This window comes from Pleomorphochaeta naphthae, assembly GCF_055396005.1.
Map to the genome: position 1 here is coordinate 1,011,858 of NZ_AP042457.1, position 19,929 is coordinate 1,031,786.

General features: G+C 29.9%; 16 protein-coding genes. 3 read left to right on the forward strand and 13 right to left on the reverse strand.

What is annotated here, in order from left to right:
• Positions 1-6: 6 nt before the first annotated feature.
• The 11 genes from iolE to arcC all read right to left on the reverse strand — a co-directional run bounded on the left by iolE (position 7) and on the right by arcC (position 13,431).
• The gene (iolE, locus tag ACZ5SO_RS04630) at positions 7-897 is read right to left on the reverse strand and encodes a myo-inosose-2 dehydratase (protein ID WP_464627129.1); all 891 of its coding nucleotides are present in this window, start codon (positions 895-897) and stop codon (positions 7-9) included.
• 18 nt (positions 898-915) lie between these two features.
• Positions 916-2,796 carry a 3D-(3,5/4)-trihydroxycyclohexane-1,2-dione acylhydrolase (decyclizing) gene (iolD, locus tag ACZ5SO_RS04635; RefSeq protein WP_464627131.1) on the reverse strand — a complete coding sequence of 627 codons (1,881 nt, stop codon included), beginning with the start codon at positions 2,794-2,796 and terminating at the stop codon, positions 916-918.
• 9 nt (positions 2,797-2,805) lie between these two features.
• Entirely contained in the window at positions 2,806-3,612 is an 807-nt protein-coding gene (locus ACZ5SO_RS04640; RefSeq protein ID WP_464627132.1) for a 5-deoxy-glucuronate isomerase, read from the reverse strand.
• Positions 3,613-3,728: 116 nt separating this feature from the next.
• Positions 3,729-4,742: a Gfo/Idh/MocA family protein gene (locus ACZ5SO_RS04645; protein ID WP_464627133.1), complete on the reverse strand. Its 1,014-nt coding sequence runs from the start codon at positions 4,740-4,742 to the stop codon at positions 3,729-3,731.
• A 65-nt stretch (positions 4,743-4,807) separates the two neighbouring features.
• Positions 4,808-5,773: a sugar ABC transporter substrate-binding protein gene (locus tag ACZ5SO_RS04650; RefSeq protein ID WP_464627134.1), complete on the reverse strand. Its 966-nt coding sequence runs from the start codon at positions 5,771-5,773 to the stop codon at positions 4,808-4,810.
• Between the two features lie 35 nt (positions 5,774-5,808).
• A complete protein-coding gene (locus ACZ5SO_RS04655) occupies positions 5,809-6,804 on the reverse strand; it encodes an ABC transporter permease (RefSeq protein ID WP_464627135.1) in 996 nt (331 codons plus the stop codon).
• Positions 6,805-6,813: 9 nt separating this feature from the next.
• Entirely contained in the window at positions 6,814-7,812 is a 999-nt protein-coding gene (gene iolG / locus ACZ5SO_RS04660; RefSeq protein WP_464627136.1) for an inositol 2-dehydrogenase, read from the reverse strand.
• Between the two features lie 77 nt (positions 7,813-7,889).
• Positions 7,890-9,002, reverse strand: coding sequence for an IS110 family RNA-guided transposase (locus ACZ5SO_RS04665; protein WP_464624632.1), 1,113 nt, complete (start codon positions 9,000-9,002; stop codon positions 7,890-7,892).
• A gap of 270 nt (positions 9,003-9,272) precedes the next feature.
• A complete protein-coding gene (locus ACZ5SO_RS04670; RefSeq protein ID WP_464627137.1) occupies positions 9,273-10,781 on the reverse strand; it encodes a sugar ABC transporter ATP-binding protein in 1,509 nt (502 codons plus the stop codon).
• Positions 10,782-11,025: 244 nt separating this feature from the next.
• Positions 11,026-12,051 carry a LacI family DNA-binding transcriptional regulator gene (locus ACZ5SO_RS04675; protein WP_464627139.1) on the reverse strand — a complete coding sequence of 342 codons (1,026 nt, stop codon included), beginning with the start codon at positions 12,049-12,051 and terminating at the stop codon, positions 11,026-11,028.
• 435 nt (positions 12,052-12,486) lie between these two features.
• Entirely contained in the window at positions 12,487-13,431 is a 945-nt protein-coding gene (gene arcC, locus ACZ5SO_RS04680) for a carbamate kinase (RefSeq protein WP_464627140.1), read from the reverse strand.
• A gap of 374 nt (positions 13,432-13,805) precedes the next feature.
• Between arcC and ACZ5SO_RS04685 the strand changes: the two genes are divergently transcribed.
• From ACZ5SO_RS04685 to ACZ5SO_RS04695, 3 genes are all read left to right on the forward strand, one after another.
• Complete coding sequence (locus ACZ5SO_RS04685; RefSeq protein ID WP_464627141.1) at positions 13,806-14,429, forward strand: queuosine precursor transporter; 624 nt, start codon at positions 13,806-13,808, stop codon at positions 14,427-14,429.
• 65 nt (positions 14,430-14,494) lie between these two features.
• Positions 14,495-16,957: an endopeptidase La gene (gene lon / locus ACZ5SO_RS04690; RefSeq protein WP_464627143.1), complete on the forward strand. Its 2,463-nt coding sequence runs from the start codon at positions 14,495-14,497 to the stop codon at positions 16,955-16,957.
• Complete coding sequence (locus ACZ5SO_RS04695) at positions 16,950-18,239, forward strand: peptidase U32 family protein (protein ID WP_464627144.1); 1,290 nt, start codon at positions 16,950-16,952, stop codon at positions 18,237-18,239. Before lon ends, ACZ5SO_RS04695 begins: the two co-directional genes overlap by 8 nt.
• 65 nt (positions 18,240-18,304) lie before the next feature.
• On the opposite strand, the gene ACZ5SO_RS04700 is transcribed toward ACZ5SO_RS04695, so the two are convergent.
• Both ACZ5SO_RS04700 and ACZ5SO_RS04705 read right to left on the reverse strand, forming a co-directional pair.
• Positions 18,305-18,919 (reverse strand): hypothetical protein, encoded by a 615-nt coding sequence (locus ACZ5SO_RS04700; protein ID WP_464627145.1) that lies wholly within the window; start codon positions 18,917-18,919, stop codon positions 18,305-18,307.
• Between the two features lie 285 nt (positions 18,920-19,204).
• Positions 19,205-19,873, reverse strand: a complete 669-nt coding sequence (locus ACZ5SO_RS04705; RefSeq protein ID WP_464627146.1) for a glycerophosphodiester phosphodiesterase — start codon at positions 19,871-19,873, stop codon at positions 19,205-19,207.
• Positions 19,874-19,929 lie beyond the last annotated feature (56 nt).

Below are 19,929 nucleotides of genomic sequence, written 5' to 3' on the forward strand. Positions count from 1 at the left end.
TCTCTCCTATAGTCCAGTATTTTCTCTAATATATTTTCTTGCTCTAAAAGCATATTCGAGTGGATTTGCTTTTGCAGGATCTTGTTCTGCTTCTACTACCATCCATCCTTGATAATCATGTTCTTCTAAAATTTTAAATATTGATGGGAAGTCAATACATCCATCTCCTGGTATGGTAAAAGCACCTGCTCTAACAGCATCTAGGAAACTTAGTTTTTCTTTTTTTACTTTTTCAACTATTTCAGGTCTAATATCTTTTAAATGAACATGAGCTACTCTATCTATGAACAGTTTCAAGGCTTCAACTGGATCTTCACCTGAAAAAGCAAAATGCCCTGAATCAAAGGTTAGAAAAACATAATTTGGATCAGTTAAATCTAATAATTTCTGTGTTTCTTTGATTGTTTGACAACCCGTACCCATATGATGGTGATATGTTAATTTAAAACCTCTATCTCTCGCGATTTTTCCTAATGTGTTTAAGCCTTTTGAAACTTTTTCCCATTCTTCATCACTGAATGTTGGTTTATTATCAAATATGCTTACTGGTTTTCCTTGAATACTATTGCCTTGTTCAGCCGGGCCAATTAAATGAGCTCCCATAGCTTCTAGAAAATCTAATTCTTCATTAAAATCTTTAATTACTGAATTTAAGTCTTTAGTTGTTAAAAATGAGCTAAACCATTGATTACAAATCGATATTCCTCTTAATTTTAACATTGGTTTTAAAACTTTAGGATCTTTTGGGTATTTGTTTCCAACTTCACTACCGGTAAAACCTGCTAAAGCCATTTCACTTACACATTGCTCGAAAGTATTTTCTTTTCCTAAATCTGGTAAGTCATCATTTGTCCAAGCAATAGGAGCTATTGCTAATTTAACTTTATCTTTATTCATAAAATTCCCCATTAAGTACTAGTACTTTTTAGTTTTTTTAATTTCTTTTTGTAAATTTTGATATGCTTCTATAACACTTGGTTTATCAGATATGGAAGCTGTTCCAACTCTCCACCAACTCTCATAAGAACCACTCATAGAATCCTCATCAACTTTTATGTCGATAAGTGTTGATTTAGTGCTCTTTTTAGCTTCTAATAAAGCTTTTCTAAGTTCTTCACTATTGTGAACTGTCCAAACATCACATCCATATCCTTTAGCTATCGTTGCATAAGATACTTGAAGTTTTTTGCCTGTAGCATCTAATCTTTGTGTTTGTTCCCCTCTATAAACTAATTCACAACCAAATTTAGGTATTCCTTGGGATCTTTGTAAATTATCAATACACCCAAAACCATTGTTGTCAAATAACATAATATTGATTTTTATATTATTTTCTAAAGCTGTTAACAATTCAGAGTGAAGCATTACAAAACTTGCATCTCCAACCATTGAATATACTTCTACATCCTCTCTAGCAAGTTTAACACCTACAGAACCACTTACTTCATATCCCATACATGAATAACCATATTCCATATGATATGTCTCTCTTTCATATGCTTTCCAAACTCTTTGCATATCTCCTGGAAGAGAGCCTGAAGCACCAACGACTATGCTATTTTTATTAAATAGTTCGTCATTCATGATTCCTAAAGCTCTAAGTTGTGAAAATCCACCATTAGGACCTTTTTCTGTTGTATATAGTTTTTCTACTTCTTTATCCCAAACTTCTTTTATATCTTCTATTTCTGTTTTATATGATGTGTGATATTTTTCTTTCGATAATTCTATATCTAAGGCTTCAAGTCCTTTTTTTGCATCACAAATTAAGGGTAATGAATCCATCTTTACAGCATCAAAATCATTAACATTAATTGAGATTATTTTTACTTTTTCATTTTTAAATAACCATTTACTCGATGTTGTAAAGTCTGTTAATCGTGTCCCAACTGCGATTACTAAATCTGCTTTTTGTGCTATATCGTTTGCTGCTAATCCGCCAGTAACTCCTATTCCTCCTAAATTCATAGGATGAGTGTATTCAACAGCACTTTTTCCAGCTTGAGTTTCACCAAAAGGAATCTTATACTTTGAAGCAAACTTAGCAAATGTTTCACCACATTCACTATATCGGACTCCACCACCACATATCATTATAGGATGAGTGCTTCTCTTTATTAAATCAACAGCTTTTTCAATAACTCTTTCATTAGGTTTCACCCTATCTATATAATGAACTTTCTTTTGGAAGAATTCTAAAGGATAATCATACGCTTCACCTTGAACATCTTGTGGTAAAGCTATACATACAGCACCTGTGTTCACTGGTGAGGTTAAAACTCTCATTGCGTGTATTAGTGCTGTCATTATCTGTTCAGGTCTTTGAATTCTATCAAAATATCTGCAAACAGGCTTAAAAGCATCATTTGATGTAATACCAAAATCATGAAATTGCTCTAATTGTTGTAATACTGGATCTGGTTGTCGACATGCAAATGTATCACCGGGCAGTAATAAAACAGGTATTCTATTTGTAGTTGCAAGTGCAGCTGCTGTTACAAGGTTCATAGCTCCAGGTCCAATAGATGAGGTTACTGCCATGATTTTTTTTCTATTATTTTGTTTGGCATAAGCTATGGCGCTGTGTGCCATTCCTTGCTCATTACAGCCTTTGTAAAATTTTAGATTATGATTTTTTTGTTCTAGTGCTTCTCCTAGTCCTACAACGCAACCATGTCCAAAAATCCCAAATACACCATTAACAAATTTTTCTTCTTTAGAATCAAAATTTATATATTGGTTATCTAGAAATTTTACAATAGCTTGAGCTACTGTTAATTTTATCGTATCTGACATTATACTCTCCTATTTGTTAAATTTTTTTTCTGGCCAAATTTTTACGTCTTTTTCTAAGAGCCATTTATGTTCCTCTCTATAATATCGAGTGGTAGGTAACCAACGATCATCTTTTAGGTGAGGAATCATCCAAATGTAGTACATTGCATAACCTGGTGCTGCTACTTGTGAATGTGTTTTATTAGGATGAATTAAGGAAGCATCTCCATCCTTAACTATGAAGGCATCATTTTCTAGCATTGATACACCAAATCCTTGTTGTGGAAAGAATTTATAATAATAAATTTCAGGTTGAGGATGATCATGTGGTGGGTAGCTTGAAAATTTTCCTGGATGGTTTATCACTTCACCTATAACCATATTTGAATATGGGGCTATTTCTCCATCAAATACTGTTCTAACACTTCTAATTGATGTATTATTTAGGACATCTTTTCCAAATATATCGGTTCTTACATTCTCTTTTGTGTAAAGCTTTGTTTCGAATTCTTTATCATTAATACACCTTTCAATGCAAATTTCGGAATCTTCTAGAGCTTCTATTTTTACTTTAACGTTTCTTGATACGTGTAATGTAATTGGTTCTTCATCAAAACAAGAGTATCTTTCGGCCTCAAAGATCTTGTCTTCATAAATAAATTTGATTTTGCCACCAATTAATAAATAAGCCCTTTCTAAGTCTAAAGCTGATTCAAAACTATCGCCTTTTTCTAATTTTAAAATCCCAAAATCTAATAACATTTCTTTATGTTTGCCATTGATTTCTGTAATAGGATTATATCCTTTTTTAAATTCACTGTTTCCTTTAACAATCATATTTTTGTCCTATATTTTTAATAAATTCAAATTATTTTGCAAACGTTTGAATTAATAATATTATCATTTCTTTTCATTACTATTGTCAAGTATTATTTTCAGTTATTTTTAAATTGTCAAATATATAATATTGGGGTTTTTATTAAGTCAACATTTTCAAATTCTTTACTTAAATATGACTTTGCAGCAACCTCAGTTGTTTTTAATGCCGTATATCCATCATATGCTGTTGCTAATTGTAATTCAGTTTTAACATTTAAATAAGATATCCAATTATGTATTTCATCTTTATATGACTGTTCAAAATATTTTCTATAATCACTTGTGATTATATTTTCTTTTTTATTATCTCTTTTAATTGTTACTGTTTTATTATTGCAATAATTTATAACACCTTTCGTGCATATAACTTCACCTTCAACTTCATATCCATATCTTGCATTAACAAATATTTCAATATTAGCTAATTTATTGTTTTCAAAGATTATTGTTAATAGTAAAAGATCGGCACAATCATCATTTAATAATGGATTACTTTTTATTCCTAAAACATTTACCTTTTTAGGTTTTGAATTTAATAAATATGATGAGATATCAACATCATGACCTGCTGTATTATTTAATATAAAGGATGTGTTAGCTTCATAAAAAGCTTTATCATTTCTATGTATACCTTTATATAATAAACTATCACCTATTTCTAAATCGGTTAATATTTTTTTAATCTTTCTAAAATTCTTGTCAAATCTTCTGTTAAACCCTAAAGCTATATATTTTTCGTTTAATTGAGACTCTATATTCACTATATCTAAAGCTTGTTTACTTGTTGTTGCAATTGGTTTTTCACAAAATACTTTCTTTCTTTTAATTAAACACATCTTTAGTAATTCATAATGAGTGGAATCAGGGGACGCTATCAAAACTGCATCTATAATGTTATCGTTAATTAAGTTAAATGGGTCATCATAAAATTTAATGTTTTTAGTCTCATTACTTAGATTTATTAGTGATTGATAACCGTTTTTATTAATATCACTTACTGCAACTATTTTAGCTTCGGGGCAGTTTAAAATATTTGTACAATGATATAATCCCATTGATCCAAGTCCAATTATTCCAATGTTTACCATTTTTTCACCTTATTTAGAATGCACCTAAGGCAGAGAAGGCCCTAGGTGCATAATTTGTTAATTGACTAATTTAAAGCATCTAAAGCTGCTTGTGCGTTTTCTTTAGTATAAATATCTACACCAGCATCAACATATTTTTCTATTGTTTCACCTTGTGAAGCTTTATATGCATATTCAACTGCTAGATAGCCCATGCCTTCTGGTCTTTGAGCTATTGTTGAATATAGTTCACCAGCTAAGATTGATTCTAGAGCAGATTTGTTACCATCTACACCCATGATTTTAGCATTAACTCCAGCTTGCATAGCGGCTCTTACAGCACCTAATGCCATTTCATCATTTGCACAGAATACTATATCGATATCGCTACTAGTTTGTAATACGTTTTGCATTACATTGTATGCTTTTTCTCTATCACTATAACCAGGTTGTCTTGATAAAATATTGTAACCTGCTGCTTCAAAAGCTACTTGAGCACCATCTGTTCTTGTTGTACATGTTGGATTTCCAGGAGCACCTTCGATTAATACAACGTTAACATCTTTTTTACCATTCATTGAAGCTATTAAACTTTCAGCACCTTGGATACCTGCTTGGTAGTTTTCAGTTCCAACATATGAATCGTAATTTGTAAAATCATCAGGCATTGGGGTATCAACTAAAACTACAGGAATTCCCATATCTTTTGCTTTGTTTACAACATTAACTGCTGTAGATGGTTGAGATGGAGAGAATACTAAAGCTACAGGATTTTGTGTAATTGCATCTTCTACCATGTTAATTTGTTGTTCAACTGCATCTTCTGTTGGTGGACCTAATTTAATTAAATTTAAACCATATTTTTCAGCTGCTTCATCACATCCAGCTTCAACTCTTTTCCAGTATTCACTGCTCAATGTTTTCAAAACAACTGCTACTGTAGGTTTTCCGTCATCAACTTTTGTCTCGCTAGATCCACTTGCAAATACTTGCATTGGAAGTACCATCATAGCAAATGCTACAACTACTAACACTTTACTTAATTTTCTCATTTCTTTCCTCCTCTTGATTGAAATGTAAAAGTTTTTTATTTTTTAATTTTTGAAGACTGATTTCTCAATACATCTAGATATACAGCTAAGATAATTACTACACCGATTGCAACTGTTTGATATGCTGAATCAACATTTAATAAGTTAAGTCCATTTCTCAAAACTGCAATTATTAATACACCAATAATTGTATTTTGGATTTGTCCTACTCCACCTGCAAAACTTGCTCCTCCAATAATTACACTAGCTATTGCATCTGTTTCATAATCTTTACCAGCTAAAGGATATGCAGCATTTACTCTACCAACCAATACAATACCTGCTAATGCAGCAAAAAAACCACTTAATGAATATACAATTAATAATACTTTATTAACGTTGATACCACTAAGTCTTGTAGCTTCTTTGTTGCCACCAACTGCATAAATATATCTACCAGTAGCTGTTCGATTCATAAAAAAGTACATACATGTATAAACAATTATTACTAATATTACACTTACAGGTAATGCTCCGTAGCTCTTACTTCCTAAATATTGTATTGATGGAGCAAAGCCAGATATTGGCATAGCATTTGTTACTGCTAGAGCTAAACCTGCACCTATCATTTTTGTACCAATTGTAGAAATAAAAGGGTGAGGTAATTTAAATTTAGTTAATAAGAAGCCATTGAAAAATCCAAATAGTGCACCTATTGCTAAAGCTAGGAGCATTGCAACTATTGGGTTTAATTGTAAATTAACAGCGAATATACCTAGCATCATTATTGAAAAAGCTAAAATTGATCCAATTGATAAATCAATACCTGCTGTTAAAATTGCTAAAAATTCACCAATAGCGATTATTGCATTAACTGTTGCTTGTGATAAAACGTTTTTTAAATTAGCTATTGTTATAAATCTAGGTGCTAAGATAGTAATTACTATACAAAGAACAATTAGACTCATTATTATCCCTGTTGCACTATTTTTATCTGTTATTTTTTTTATAAATTTAATAATTGATTTTTTATTAGACGCGGTTTCTTTCATCACTCTCTCCTACAATCTCACTACTTTATTTGTTTTGATACTTTTATTTATAGCATTTGCTATCTCAATAGCCTTAAGTCCATCAAATGAACTGACACTTGGCATGATGTTGTTTTGTATATTTTCTATAAATATGTTCATTTCATTAAAATATGCTTGTTCAAATCTTTCTAGAAATCCACCTATTGAATGAACTAGTAAGCCTTCTTTTGTTTTGTATATAGTATCTTCATCTTGAACTTTTCCTATTTCTGTTGCTCCATGTTCACAAATCACTTCTGTTCGAATATCATAGCCATAAGATGAGTTCCTACTTGATTCTATTAATGCCATTTTTCCATTTTCAAAAATTATTGAAATATTAACATGATCTATATCACCTATTTCACCTAGTTCTTTATAACGGACAACTCCACCATGGGCAAAAACTTCTTTTACTTCGCTATTCATCAACCACCTACATAAGTCTATATCGTGAATAGCCATGTCATTTACTAAACCTCCACTGTGTTTAGCAAATTCAATAGGAGGGCAACTTGGATCTCTAGAAATTGCTAATAAAGAAACTGGTTTTCCTAAAAGTCCAATATCAATTTTTTCTTTAGCTTTCATATAGGCTGTATCAAATCGTCTCATAAATCCTAATTGCAAATAAGCATTATTATCTTCTACTATTTTTTGAACTTCTTTCGCTTCTTCTAAACTTACAGCAATTGGTTTTTCACAAAATATTTTTTTATTTGCATGAATACAATTTATTACTGTAGAAGCATGAGAATTTGTTGAAGATGCTACAACAACTGCATCTATATCTTCTTTTTTCAACATCTCTTTATAATCTAAATAACCTTTTACTTCAGGAAATTGAGATATAAACAAATTTAGTGATTTTTCATTAATATCTGAAACTGCTACTAATTGAGCATTTTTTATTCGTGTTTGTATATTTATTGCATGAAAGCTTCCAAGTCTACCAAGTCCCACAACTGCAACTTTAACTTTTTTCATTATATTTCTCCTATAAAAGGTCAATAGTTTTTCACAGAAAACCATAACCTAATTTCTCTATTTTTCTTTATTAGAAGCTATACAGCTTCTGCTTGTCGCTTATTGAAATCACCTATTAATTTATTCATATCAAAAGGCTTTTTCTTCTTTAGAATTGCATAAATTACTCTACTGAGTTTTCGTGCAAAGGCAATTATACTTTTCCCACTACCTTTGTTTTTCTTCATTCTTTTATAATCATTAATTAGCGACAAATATCTTAATGATCTTTGTAGACGAAGCATACCCATTACAGCTTGTACCATCGCAGTTCTTAACTCTACAGGTCCATTCTTCGTTATATGTCCGGTAAATCCTTTCTCATTTGAAAACTTTACAAAAGGAGTGAGTCCACAATATGCTGCGAACTGTTTGTAAGTTGCAAATCTATTTATATCACCAACATATGCTCTAATGGTTGTAGCTGTTATTTTCCCTACACCTGGAATAGTTTTTAGTAATTGAACATCTTCATCTTCTTGTACAAAATCTTCAATTAATGCCTCTAAAGCCTTGACTTGTTCATCCAAAATTTCTAAAGTTTGAATGAAACTATTTAAGGTAGAGACTGTCCTCTTCGTAATCAAAGCGTGGTCTTCGAGACCTTTTAGAAGAAGCAGTCTCTTTTTCTTGCTTTGAAATTGAGTGGCAGTTGTTACTATCCCATACCCTAACATCATATTATGTATTCTATTCTTAGTTCTTACTATCAATGAAACTAAATCGGCTCTTTCACAGATAAGTTTTCTAAGCTCCTCTGTTTCTTGATCACATAGATAGCTTTCAGGTAACATATCTTTTAGTAAAAACTCAGCTATTGTAAAAGCATCTCTTTTATCTGTCTTTTTAGCACTTAATGTTACAACCTTGAATTTTAAAGTGTTAATAACAAGTGTAAAAAAACCTTCTTTCTGCATTAAGTTTCTAAAGTATCTAGCATTAGAAGTAGCTTCTATTGCCATTGATACATGTGCACCATACTTGTCTTCTAGAGTGTGACATTCACTAATAAAAGCCTTATAACCTTCATCGTTAGTTTGATACACTTTCTCAAATAGAATCTCTTTTGTTGATGTTATTGCACAAACTGTAAATTGAGTCTTATGCAAATCAATTCCTACGCTAACAGTTTTGTTTTCCCAGTTAACCATTCTTATCTCCTTGCATTTATTTTTTTATACACAAAATCAAAAATGGCTCTCTGTTCGGTAGTTGTTCCATTCTCCTATTCGGCCTCACATAAGTGGACCAGTGATTGATACGACTAAAACTCCTCATTCTCCTAAACAGTCTCATATTCTTGGACTAGTAAAACATGTCGAGTTAAAGTCTTCGCCATTCCTCAGTTGTGTGCCATATATTTTAACACACTATAGGAATATTGGTGCAACTACCTGCTATTTACCTTTTTATCACTCCTCCTAATTTTTGATTTTTATACCTGATGCTGCATACATGATTTTTTCTTGGGTAAAATCTTTTCTCTTAATTTCTCCCATAATCTCACCTTCGTGCATGACAACTATCCTATCTGATATCCCCATACACTCATCCATTTCACTGCTAACCATAATTACAGCGGCACCTCTAGATAAAAGTTGATTTATTAGATTGTAAACTTCAATTTTTGCACCAACGTCAATTCCTCTAGTCGGCTCATCAATTATGAAAACTTTAGCTTTAGAAATTAACCATTTTGCTAATACTACTTTTTGTTGATTACCACCACTTAAAGCCCCAGTTAATGTATAGATATTAGGAACTTTAATCCTTAAGTCTTTTACTAATTTTTCAGTTTCATTAGCTATTGCTTTAAGATCTAAAAAGCCCTTTTTTTTGTAATTGTTTAAATATACTAATGTAGAATTGAATTCAACTGATTGAAGAAGTATTAATCCTTGCCCTTTTCTATCTTCAGTTAAAAAAGCAATTCCATGTTCGATTGAATCTTTAGGGTTTCTTATTGTAACTTGCTCTCCATTGATGTAGATTTCTCCACTATCAATTTTATCGGCACCGGTTAATCCTCTCATAACTTCAGTTCTTCCAGCTCCAACTAACCCTGCAAAACCAAGAATTTCTCCTTCTTTAACATCAAAAGATATATTTTTGAAATAACCTTCTCTATTTAAATTTTTAACTTGTAGAACTGTTTTACCAATGTTGAATTTCTTTTTAGGATATTTTTGTTTTATATCATGACCGACCATATAGGAGACCATATTATCTATAGTAGTATCTTTGACTCTTGCCCCATCAATGACTACTTGCCCATCTCTTAATACAGTTAAAGAATCACAAGCATATAATACTTCTTCAAGTCTATGGGAAATATAGATTATAGTGACACCTTTTTTCTTTAATTTTTCAATAATTTTAAAAAGCTCTTTTGTTTCCTTTTCACTTAAAGCAGCTGTTGGTTCATCCATTATTAATAGTTTTGAATTCGCATGGGCTGCTTTACAAATTTCGACCATCTGCCGCGTACCAACACCTAGTAAGCCTAATTGAGTGTTAGGATTTATATCAAGTTCAAATTCCCTTAATACGGCTATAGTTTCCTCTTCCATTTTTTTTAAATCTAACAAACCTCTTTTTGTAAATAGCTCTCTTCCAAGGAAAATATTTTCCATAACTGTCATATATGGAACTTGGTTAAGTTCTTGGTATATACATGCTATTTTTAATTCCATAGCTTGATGAGGTAAGAAAAATTGATAGTTGTTGTTATCATAGAAAATGTTTCCACTATCTGGTTTATGTGCCCCAGCTAAAGTTTTAATTAATGTAGACTTTCCAGCACCATTTTCACCAATCAAGCCGTGAACTTCTCCCCTTTTGACATTCATATTTACATTATCTAATGCAACAACTCCAGGATAAATTTTAGTAATGCCTGTTAGCTCTAGAATGTTATCATCATTATTCACGAAACCCTCCTCATTCATAAAACAAACAAAATTTGTTTTGCAAACGTTTTCATAAATATATGGTATTAGTTCGATTCAACATTAGTCAAGTAAAAAAAATAAATATATAATTATCGATATTTATTATTCTATATTTTATTATCTAAATAACAACTTTTGAATACAAAATTCTAGAATATTTTTTTATTTAACACAAAAAAAACTACCAATATTTTGGTAGCTTATCTATAAATATAAATGAATTTTAGCTTGAGTCTCTTTCTATTAATACAGGTTCAATGCTAATTTTTTTCTTAAGTTTCACATTCTCGTTTTCAAATTCTATATTAATTTGTGAAAAAAGTCTTTCTAGTGAGAATACTGCTAATTCTTCTCTTGGTTGGTGAATCGTAGTTAAAGATGGGTTAGCATATTCACTAAATTCACTGTTATCATAACCTACTAGTGAAATATCTTTTGGAATGTTTATTTGATTATTTTTTAAAGCTCTCATTGCCCCTAGAGCTATTAAATCATTTAAACCGAAAATAGCTGATGTTTTTAGAATAGAATCTAGATTATCTTCACAACATTTTTTTGCACTCCAATAATCTAAATCAGTGATCAATTTGTTAATTGTTCCTCCATTCTTTTTAACTTCATCGCAAAAACCTTGTTCTCTTAACTTGAATTCTTTATGATATTCTCTTACACACATTACTGTAAAATTTGTATGTCCTTTTGAAAGGAGATGTTTAGCAACTAAAATTCCTCCCGTATAATGATCTGTATATACTACATCGAAATCATCAATTTTTCTTGTAGGTGGATAATGAACAAAAACAGAAGGGAACTCTCTTTTTTTTAAAAAATTTAATGTTTCGTCATTAGGATCTTCTATTAATAATATTAAACCATCTACCTTTTTTCTATTAACTAATCTTAATATGTTGTTTTGATTAGTAAAATGATTAGTTTGGTAAGTTATTATTAAATCTACATCTCTTTTTTCTAGACTATTTCTTAATGAATTTAGTAATAAACCATGATATGCATTAACATTTACTTGTGAAAAACCTTCAGGTAAGACAATGCCTACAGCATTTGCTTTACTAGTTATTAATCCACGAGCATTTGCATTAAATTCAAAGTCAAGATCATTAGCAATTTCATTAACTTTTTTTTTAGTTTTTTCTGAAACTAATGGACTATCATTTAAACATCTTGAAACTGTTGAGTAACTAACTCCTGCTATTACAGCAATATCTTTTATTGTAACATTATTAGCCATATCACCTCTCAAATATCAATTAATATTATATATCGTATTTTATAAATAGTATATATATGAAACTAAATGTATTTTGACTTATTGAATAATTCATTTTTTTTAATTTATGTATGCAAAATGCAATATTTAGATAAAATATTATTGATATTATTATATTAAAAATGGTTCGATTGATACTTAACAACCATTTAGTAAATTATTACAAACGTTTGTATTTTTGCTAAAAAGTATATCAAACTCATAATAAATTAATTTGAAAACAACTAAGGGAAAATAATATTTTATTCAAAGTTTTCTCAGTTTCATTTAGTGAAGTTTTAGAATATATAAAATTTTTAATTTAAGTTTCCTTATTTAGATTTTTATCTGATGATAAAAAAGCTACCCTATTTATAGAGTAGCTAAATGTAATTATAGGTAAAGAAAGGAGAAATATTATTTGATAATCTTTGTTCCTTGATCTCCATGTAAGGCTTCATATAAATGAGCTGGATCGGTAATTAATCCCATATTAGATGTGCTTTCGACAAAATCAACAATAGCTTGAACTTTTGGAAGCATGGATCCTGGTGCAAAATGTCCTTCTTCAATATATTGTTTAGCTTCTTTTGTAGTAATAGTATCTAAAGTTTTTTGGTCTGGTTTTCCAAAGTTTAAACAAACTTTTTCTACTGCTGTTGAAATAACAAATAAATCTGCACCTAATTGTTTAGCCATAAGAGCAGCAGCTAAGTCTTTATCAATTACAGCTTCACGACCTGAAAGAGTTCCGTTTTCATTTCTTACAACCGGAATACCACCACCACCAGCTGCTATTACAGTTATTCCATTTTGTCCAAGAATTTTTACTGTTTCAATTTCTACAATAGCTTTTGGTTTTGGAGAGGCTACTACACGTCTCCACCCTCTTCCAGAATCTTCTTTACAACTCCAACCATTTTTTTCCATTCTTTCTTTAGCAACTTCTTCACTCATGAAGCTTCCTATTGGCTTAGTTGGATTATTAAAGGAAGGATCATCATTATCAACTTCTACTTGTGTTACGATGGTTGCAACTTTATTTTTTAGTCCGGCTTTTTCAAATTCATTATCGAGTGCCATTTGAAGTTGGTAGCCAATAGCTCCTTGTGTATCTGCTACACATGAGTCTAAAGGAACAGAGTGTAAAATATCAGATGAGTGTTCAGCCCTTAATAAAATATATCCAACCTGTGGCCCGTTTCCATGAGCTATAACTACTCTATGTCCATCTTTAACTAATCGAGCTATATGTTCGGCAGTTTTGCGTGCTGCTTCATATTGTGATTGTACAGTAACGTGTTTGGCATCTTCAATTAAAGAATTACCACCAATTGCTATTACTATTAATTTGCTATCCATAAGTCCTCCAAGATTAATTAATCTTATAAATAAATTGTTTGTATTTGTCTTTTATATTTTGTATAATATCACAAATGCAACAAAATGCAACATATATTTTTTTTATTAGTTAAAAATTTATTAATTTCAGTTATTTTAATGAGTTACTATCTTAATATTTGAAAATAACATTAAGAATAATAAAAATAGTTTGATAGAAAGTAATAAGTTGTTATTTATAATAAATAAAGAAGTAATTTATAATATAATATTGATAAAAAACAGAGATTAAAGAATTTTATTCTCTATATAATAGTTTTGTTTCTTTTATAGTATCTATTGTTTTTTAACTTAATTCATGATATTAATTTGTAAAAATATTTAGGAGTTTAACAGTGGAATCAGACAATAAGGAATTGTTTTTATTTGCTCTTTTTATTACATCAATGGTATTAGTAAATACAATTGGAACTAAAATTATTTCATTATTTGAAGTTAGGGTGTCTGTTGGTATTTTTTTTATGCCAATTTTATTTTTAGTAACAGATATTATTGGGGAAGTAAAAGGTAAAAAACGAGCTTTATTTTATGTCCGCATATCCATAATTATGTTAATATTCCTTTTTGCTATGGTTGCTTTATGTGTTGCTATTAAGCCTCATTCTAGTTATCATTTAAATAGTGAATATAAAGATATTTTTGGTTCTACACTAAGAATGACATTAGCATCGCTAATTAGCTTTACTATTAGTCAAAATATTGATATTCTCATATTCTCTATTGTAAAAAAATTAACAAAAGAAAAACATCTTTGGATAAGAAATAATGTTTCTACAATGATTAGTCAGTTATTTGACACTATTATTTTTATGTTTGTCGCATTTTATAATATAAATCCTAAATTTAACGCAGCTTTTATTGTATCATTAATTATACCTTATTGGATTTTTAAAATTATATTTGCACTTCTTGATACTCCTTTCTGTTATTTAGGGGTAAAGTGGTTAAAAAAAGACTAAATAACCCTATCCCCAAAGATATTTTTTGATTATTTTTATAGTAGATACAAATTTTTGGAGGAAATATGAAAGATATAGATCTAATGGATGAAGAGAAAGACCTCCCTTCAAACCTATTTATATTACCAGTTGGACCTGTACCTGTTTTCCCAGGCCTTTTAACACATCTTATGTTTACTGAATCACAGGACATTGATGTAATTAATAAAGCAATTAAACACGGAGGCATGATAGGCCTTCTGTTAACTAAAGAAAAGATAAATGATTCTGTTGAAGAAGAAGATTCTTTATATACAGTTGGGACTGCAGCTAAGATAATAAAACAAATTAAGCTTCCCGATGGTGGAGTTCACGTTTTTATATCAACAATAAAACGTTTTTCAGTTAAGTATTTTTTAGATAGCGGTAAATATTTAATTGCTGAAGTTGAATACTTGAATAACAGTGAATATGATAAAGACGAGATTATACCATGGGCAAGACAGTTGTTTACTGAAATAAAAAAGCTAGCGGATCAAGATCCTATGCTAAACGAACAGTTAAAGCTTAATATGATAAATATTGAGGAACCTGGTAAGTTAGCAGATTTCTTAATTTCAAATCTTGAGATTAATGGGGTAGATCAACAAGAGCTTTTAGAGTGCTTAGATATTAGAGAAAGAATAGAAAAATTACTTATTCATATTAAAAATGAACAAGAAATTTCTCGTATTCAAAAAAGTATTCTCTTTAAAGTTAATAAAAAGGTTGAAAGACAACAGCGTGAATACTTTTTAAGACAAGAATTAAAAACTATTCAAATGGAACTTGGGATGGCAAGCGATCCTAAGATGGCTCTAATTTCTAAATTAGAAAAGCAAATTAAAGAAGTTGAACCTTACTTTAATGATGAAGTTAGAGAAAAAGTAAATGATGAAATTGAAAAGTTGAAGGGTCTTGAAATGATAGCCCCAGACTTTAATGTAACTAGAAACTACGTAGAAAATATTGTCAAATTACCTTGGAAACCAAGCGAAGATAAAAAGATTTCTATTAGTGCTGCTAGAAAAGTGTTAAATAGAGATCATTATGGTATGCAAGATGTTAAAGATAGAATTCTAGAATATCTAGCTGTTCGTTCTCTCAAGAATGACAATAAAGGTGCTATAATCTGTTTCGTTGGTGCTCCTGGTGTTGGTAAAACTAGCATTGGTAGATCCATTGCAACTGCTCTAAATAAAAAATATTTTAGATTTTCTGTTGGTGGTATGAAAGATGAAAGTGAAATTAAAGGTCACAGACGTACTTATGTTGGTGCAATCCCAGGTAAGATTGTTAAAGGTTTACAAACTTGTAAAACTAATAACCCATTATTCTTGATTGATGAAATTGATAAAATGGGACAATCTTTACAAGGTGATCCAGCTGCTGCTCTACTAGAAGTTTTAGATCCTGAACAAAATAGTTCATTTAGAGATAACTATTTAGACTTGCCATTTGATTTATCTAATGTTTTATTTATTGCTACTGCTAATAGCATTAATGGAATTCCAGGTCCCCTATTAGATAGAATGGAATTGATAGAAGTTGGTGGTTATACTTCTGATGAAAAAGTTCAGATTGGAAAAAAATATCTTGTTCCTAAATCTCTTAAGAAAATGGGCTTAAGTAAAACTGACATTATCTATACTCCGTCAATCTTGAAAAAGATTGCTGAAGAATATTCTAGAGAAGCTGGAGTGAGAAATTTTGAAAAGAATTTAAACAAGATTAATAGAAAATTGGCCATGAAGATCGTTGAAAACAAAGATATAGAATTACCTATAAAAGTTGGTGAAAAAGATGTTATTGATTTCTTAGGAATTCCATATTTTACAAATGACAATATAATTGTGGCTAATAAGCCTGGTATGGCTATTGGTCTAGCTTGGACTGCAATGGGTGGTGATACTCTTGCAATTGAATCTCAAGCTGCTAAAGGTAATGGTAAATTACAGCTTACAGGTCAACTCGGTGATGTAATGAAAGAAAGTATTAATATTGCATATACTTATTTGAAATGTAACACTGAAAGATACAGACTTAGTCCTGAATATTTTACTAATTATGATATACATATACATGTTCCTGAAGGTGCAATAAAAAAAGATGGTCCTAGTGCCGGTATAACAATGACTACTGCTATCTATTCTTTAATTACTAACCAAATTATTAAACCTAAGTTAGCTATGACTGGAGAACTTTCTTTGATGGGTAAAGTTATGCCTATTGGAGGACTTAAAGAAAAAGTTCTTGCAGCTAAGCGAAATAAAATTAAAGAAATTATTATACCTAAACAAAATAAAAAAGATTTAGATAAGCTTGATGAGAAAGTTACAAAGGGAATTAAATTTCATATTGTTGATGATGTTTCTCAAGTTTTGGAAATAGCTTTCCCAAATGATAAAGACGCTAAGCGTCCTACTGTAGAGAAATCAGATAATAGTGAACAAGTTAAACTTATAAGTGAAGCAGTATCTAATGCCGTTAAGGAGGCTATTCGTGGTTGAACTACTTAGCCCAGCTGGAGATTTGAGAAAACTAAAAACTGCATTTAGCTTTGGAGCTGATGCAGCATATATGGGGCTTCCTAAGTTCTCCCTAAGAGCAAATGCTAAAAATATTGACTTACAACAAAGAGAAGATTTAATTAAAATTAAGCAACAATATGGTAATAAAAAATTGTATTGTACTTTAAATATAATTTTCCATGAAGGACAACTTGATGATCTAAAACAGCAAGTTAAACAACTTAAAGATTGGCCTTTTGATGCCTATATCGTAACTGATATAGGTGCTTTGGATATAATTAAAAATGAGTTACCAGATGTTGATGTTCATTTATCAACTCAAGCTAGTTGTATAAATTCTTCTGCTGCTAAGATGTACAATCGTATTGGTTTCTCTAGAATTATTTTAGGTAGAGAAGCTTCTATAAAAGATATAAGAAACATAAAACAGGCAGCTCCTGAGTTAGAATTAGAAACATTTGTTCATGGAGCTATGTGTATGGCTTATTCAGGTAGATGTCTGCTTTCTTCTTATTTTTCATCTAGAAGTGCAAACCAAGGTGATTGTGCCCATTCATGTAGATGGAATTATAGATTGATGGCTAATGAAGGTTTAGAAAAAGTACTCTCAAGTGAAACTTTAGCTCTTGAAGAATATGAGAGACCTGGTGAATACTATACAATTAGTGAACAAGATGGTTTTACAACTATTTTAAGTAGTAAAGACTTATGCATGATTGATCATATAGATGAATTGATTGATGCTGGTGTTTGTAGTTTTAAAATTGAAGGAAGAATGAAAAGCCTATATTATGATGCTGTTGTAACTAGAGCTTATAGAAAAGCGATTGATAAAGACCCTCTTCTAAGTGAATATAGAAAAGACTTGTTTAATATAAGTCATAGAAAATATTCAACAGGTTTCTTTTTTGATAAAACCGAAGATGATGATATCAGTGAACCAACTACAGATGGTTATGAAAGAAATTATTTGTTTATTGGAATTATTGAAAAAGAAGTTAAAGATGGAATTTGGTCTTTAGATGTTCGCTTCCAAGTTAAAAAGGGCCAAACTATAGAATATATTGGTAAAGATATTTTAAATATTGTTGATACAGATTTTGTTCTTTTAAATAGTGATTTTGAAGAAATTGATCAAATAGATCATGGTAAAGTTCAATATTTAAAAACTGACAAACCTTTGAAAGAAGGCTATATAATTAGAAGATTAAATAATGGAGAAATAAAATCCACAAGAATTCTAAAAACTGATAGAACTTAACAATTTAATTATTCTTTATTAATAAGTAAGGCAACAAATCAATCTTGTTTTGTTGCCTTAATCTTTTAGAATGAATAACTTGCACCAACAGATGGCATTATATTTGTAATAACACCTGAGCTTCTTTCTAGATCTCCTGCACTATTTGTCATCCAAGATAGAGCATCAAATCCGATATTTAAGCCACCAATTAATTTTATATTATCTATTAGAGCATATTCAAATGATCCAAAAATACCAGCTCCAAATGCTACAACTATAGCTTCATCACTAGTAACTGAGTCTTTTCCTCCTAGCAAAGTAATGTCTAATCCTCCACCAACTTTAATTAACATGTTTTCTGCAATTGGTATAATATAATAAGGTCCAGACTGTATAAAAACAGCTACTGTATTATTGTAATTAGAACTTCCATTAAATTTAAAAGCAAAAGATTTTCCTGCTCCACCATTAGCATAGATTCCAATATTATCATTTAATTTGTTTTGATAAAAAGCTGCAACACCTACTGATGAAGCTGATACGTTATTACTTACCGTTCCTAAATAAAAGATACTACCTATAACTTGATTATTACCATCACCTGAAGATGCTTGTAAAGGCATTAAATTGGTTGAAGAAAATATACTAGTTATTCCGATAAAACTTACTGCTAAAATGAGAAAAAGTTTTTTATTCACAGAATACTCCTTAATAAGATAATGTAATAATGGTATCATGCTTATAACAAATTTGTAAATAAATTTAAAATTTAATTTACATTATACAATATAATTATGTAATATTTTACAAATTTCTAGCCATTTGTTTAATTTTTGGGCATTTACCTGTGGTATATATTTTTTTGTTATTTTTTTAATGAGAAATGCAATATGAAAGTTTGACTATATAGTAAAATAAAATCTATATCCTTTGTTTATAAAGATTAACTATAGCTTTCTTTAAGTTGTTATTAAATGTATTGTTTAATTAAAATCTTTGTTAAACATTTTTGGATTATTAGTAGTAATATTAAAGATGTTTTCTCTCTTGCATTTAGAATAGCTTTCTTCGTTGTCTACTGTCCATGCGTAAATTGGTATTTTTGTTTCTTTCAGAACTTTAAATTTTGGATTATCTATTAAAGAGTAATTGATATTAATCCCATAAGGAGCACATTTTAAATATTCCTTTTTATAATAATCAACATTTTGGAAGTATTTTTCTTCAAAGTTTATAATGACTTTTAGTTTAGTATTCCTATTCTTTATTAGTTTAGCACCATCTAAATGAGTTCCTGTAATTACACAAGATTCTTCAAAATGATTTTTTTCGATACAATTTACCACATCATCTATATAATCATCTTTTTTAATATCTATATTAAGCTTGGAATTCTTGTTTTTTATTATTCCAATTGTTTCATCAAGTGTTATTAAATCCTTATTGATTTTTTTAGCTTCGATGTATGGTAAGGAATCTAAAGAAACATCTTTATATTTATTATCATGTGATAAAAAACAAATATGATCTTTACTTGCTCTAACATCAACTTCTATATAAGTATGAGTGAAAGTTAATGCAATATCTAAATATTCTTTTGTATTAGGTTTAGTATTATTAGCACCGCTATGAATTGTTAAATTGTTTATCATATCTACTCTCCCATTCATAGCAAAATCGTCTATTTTCAATTATAAATTAACAACAT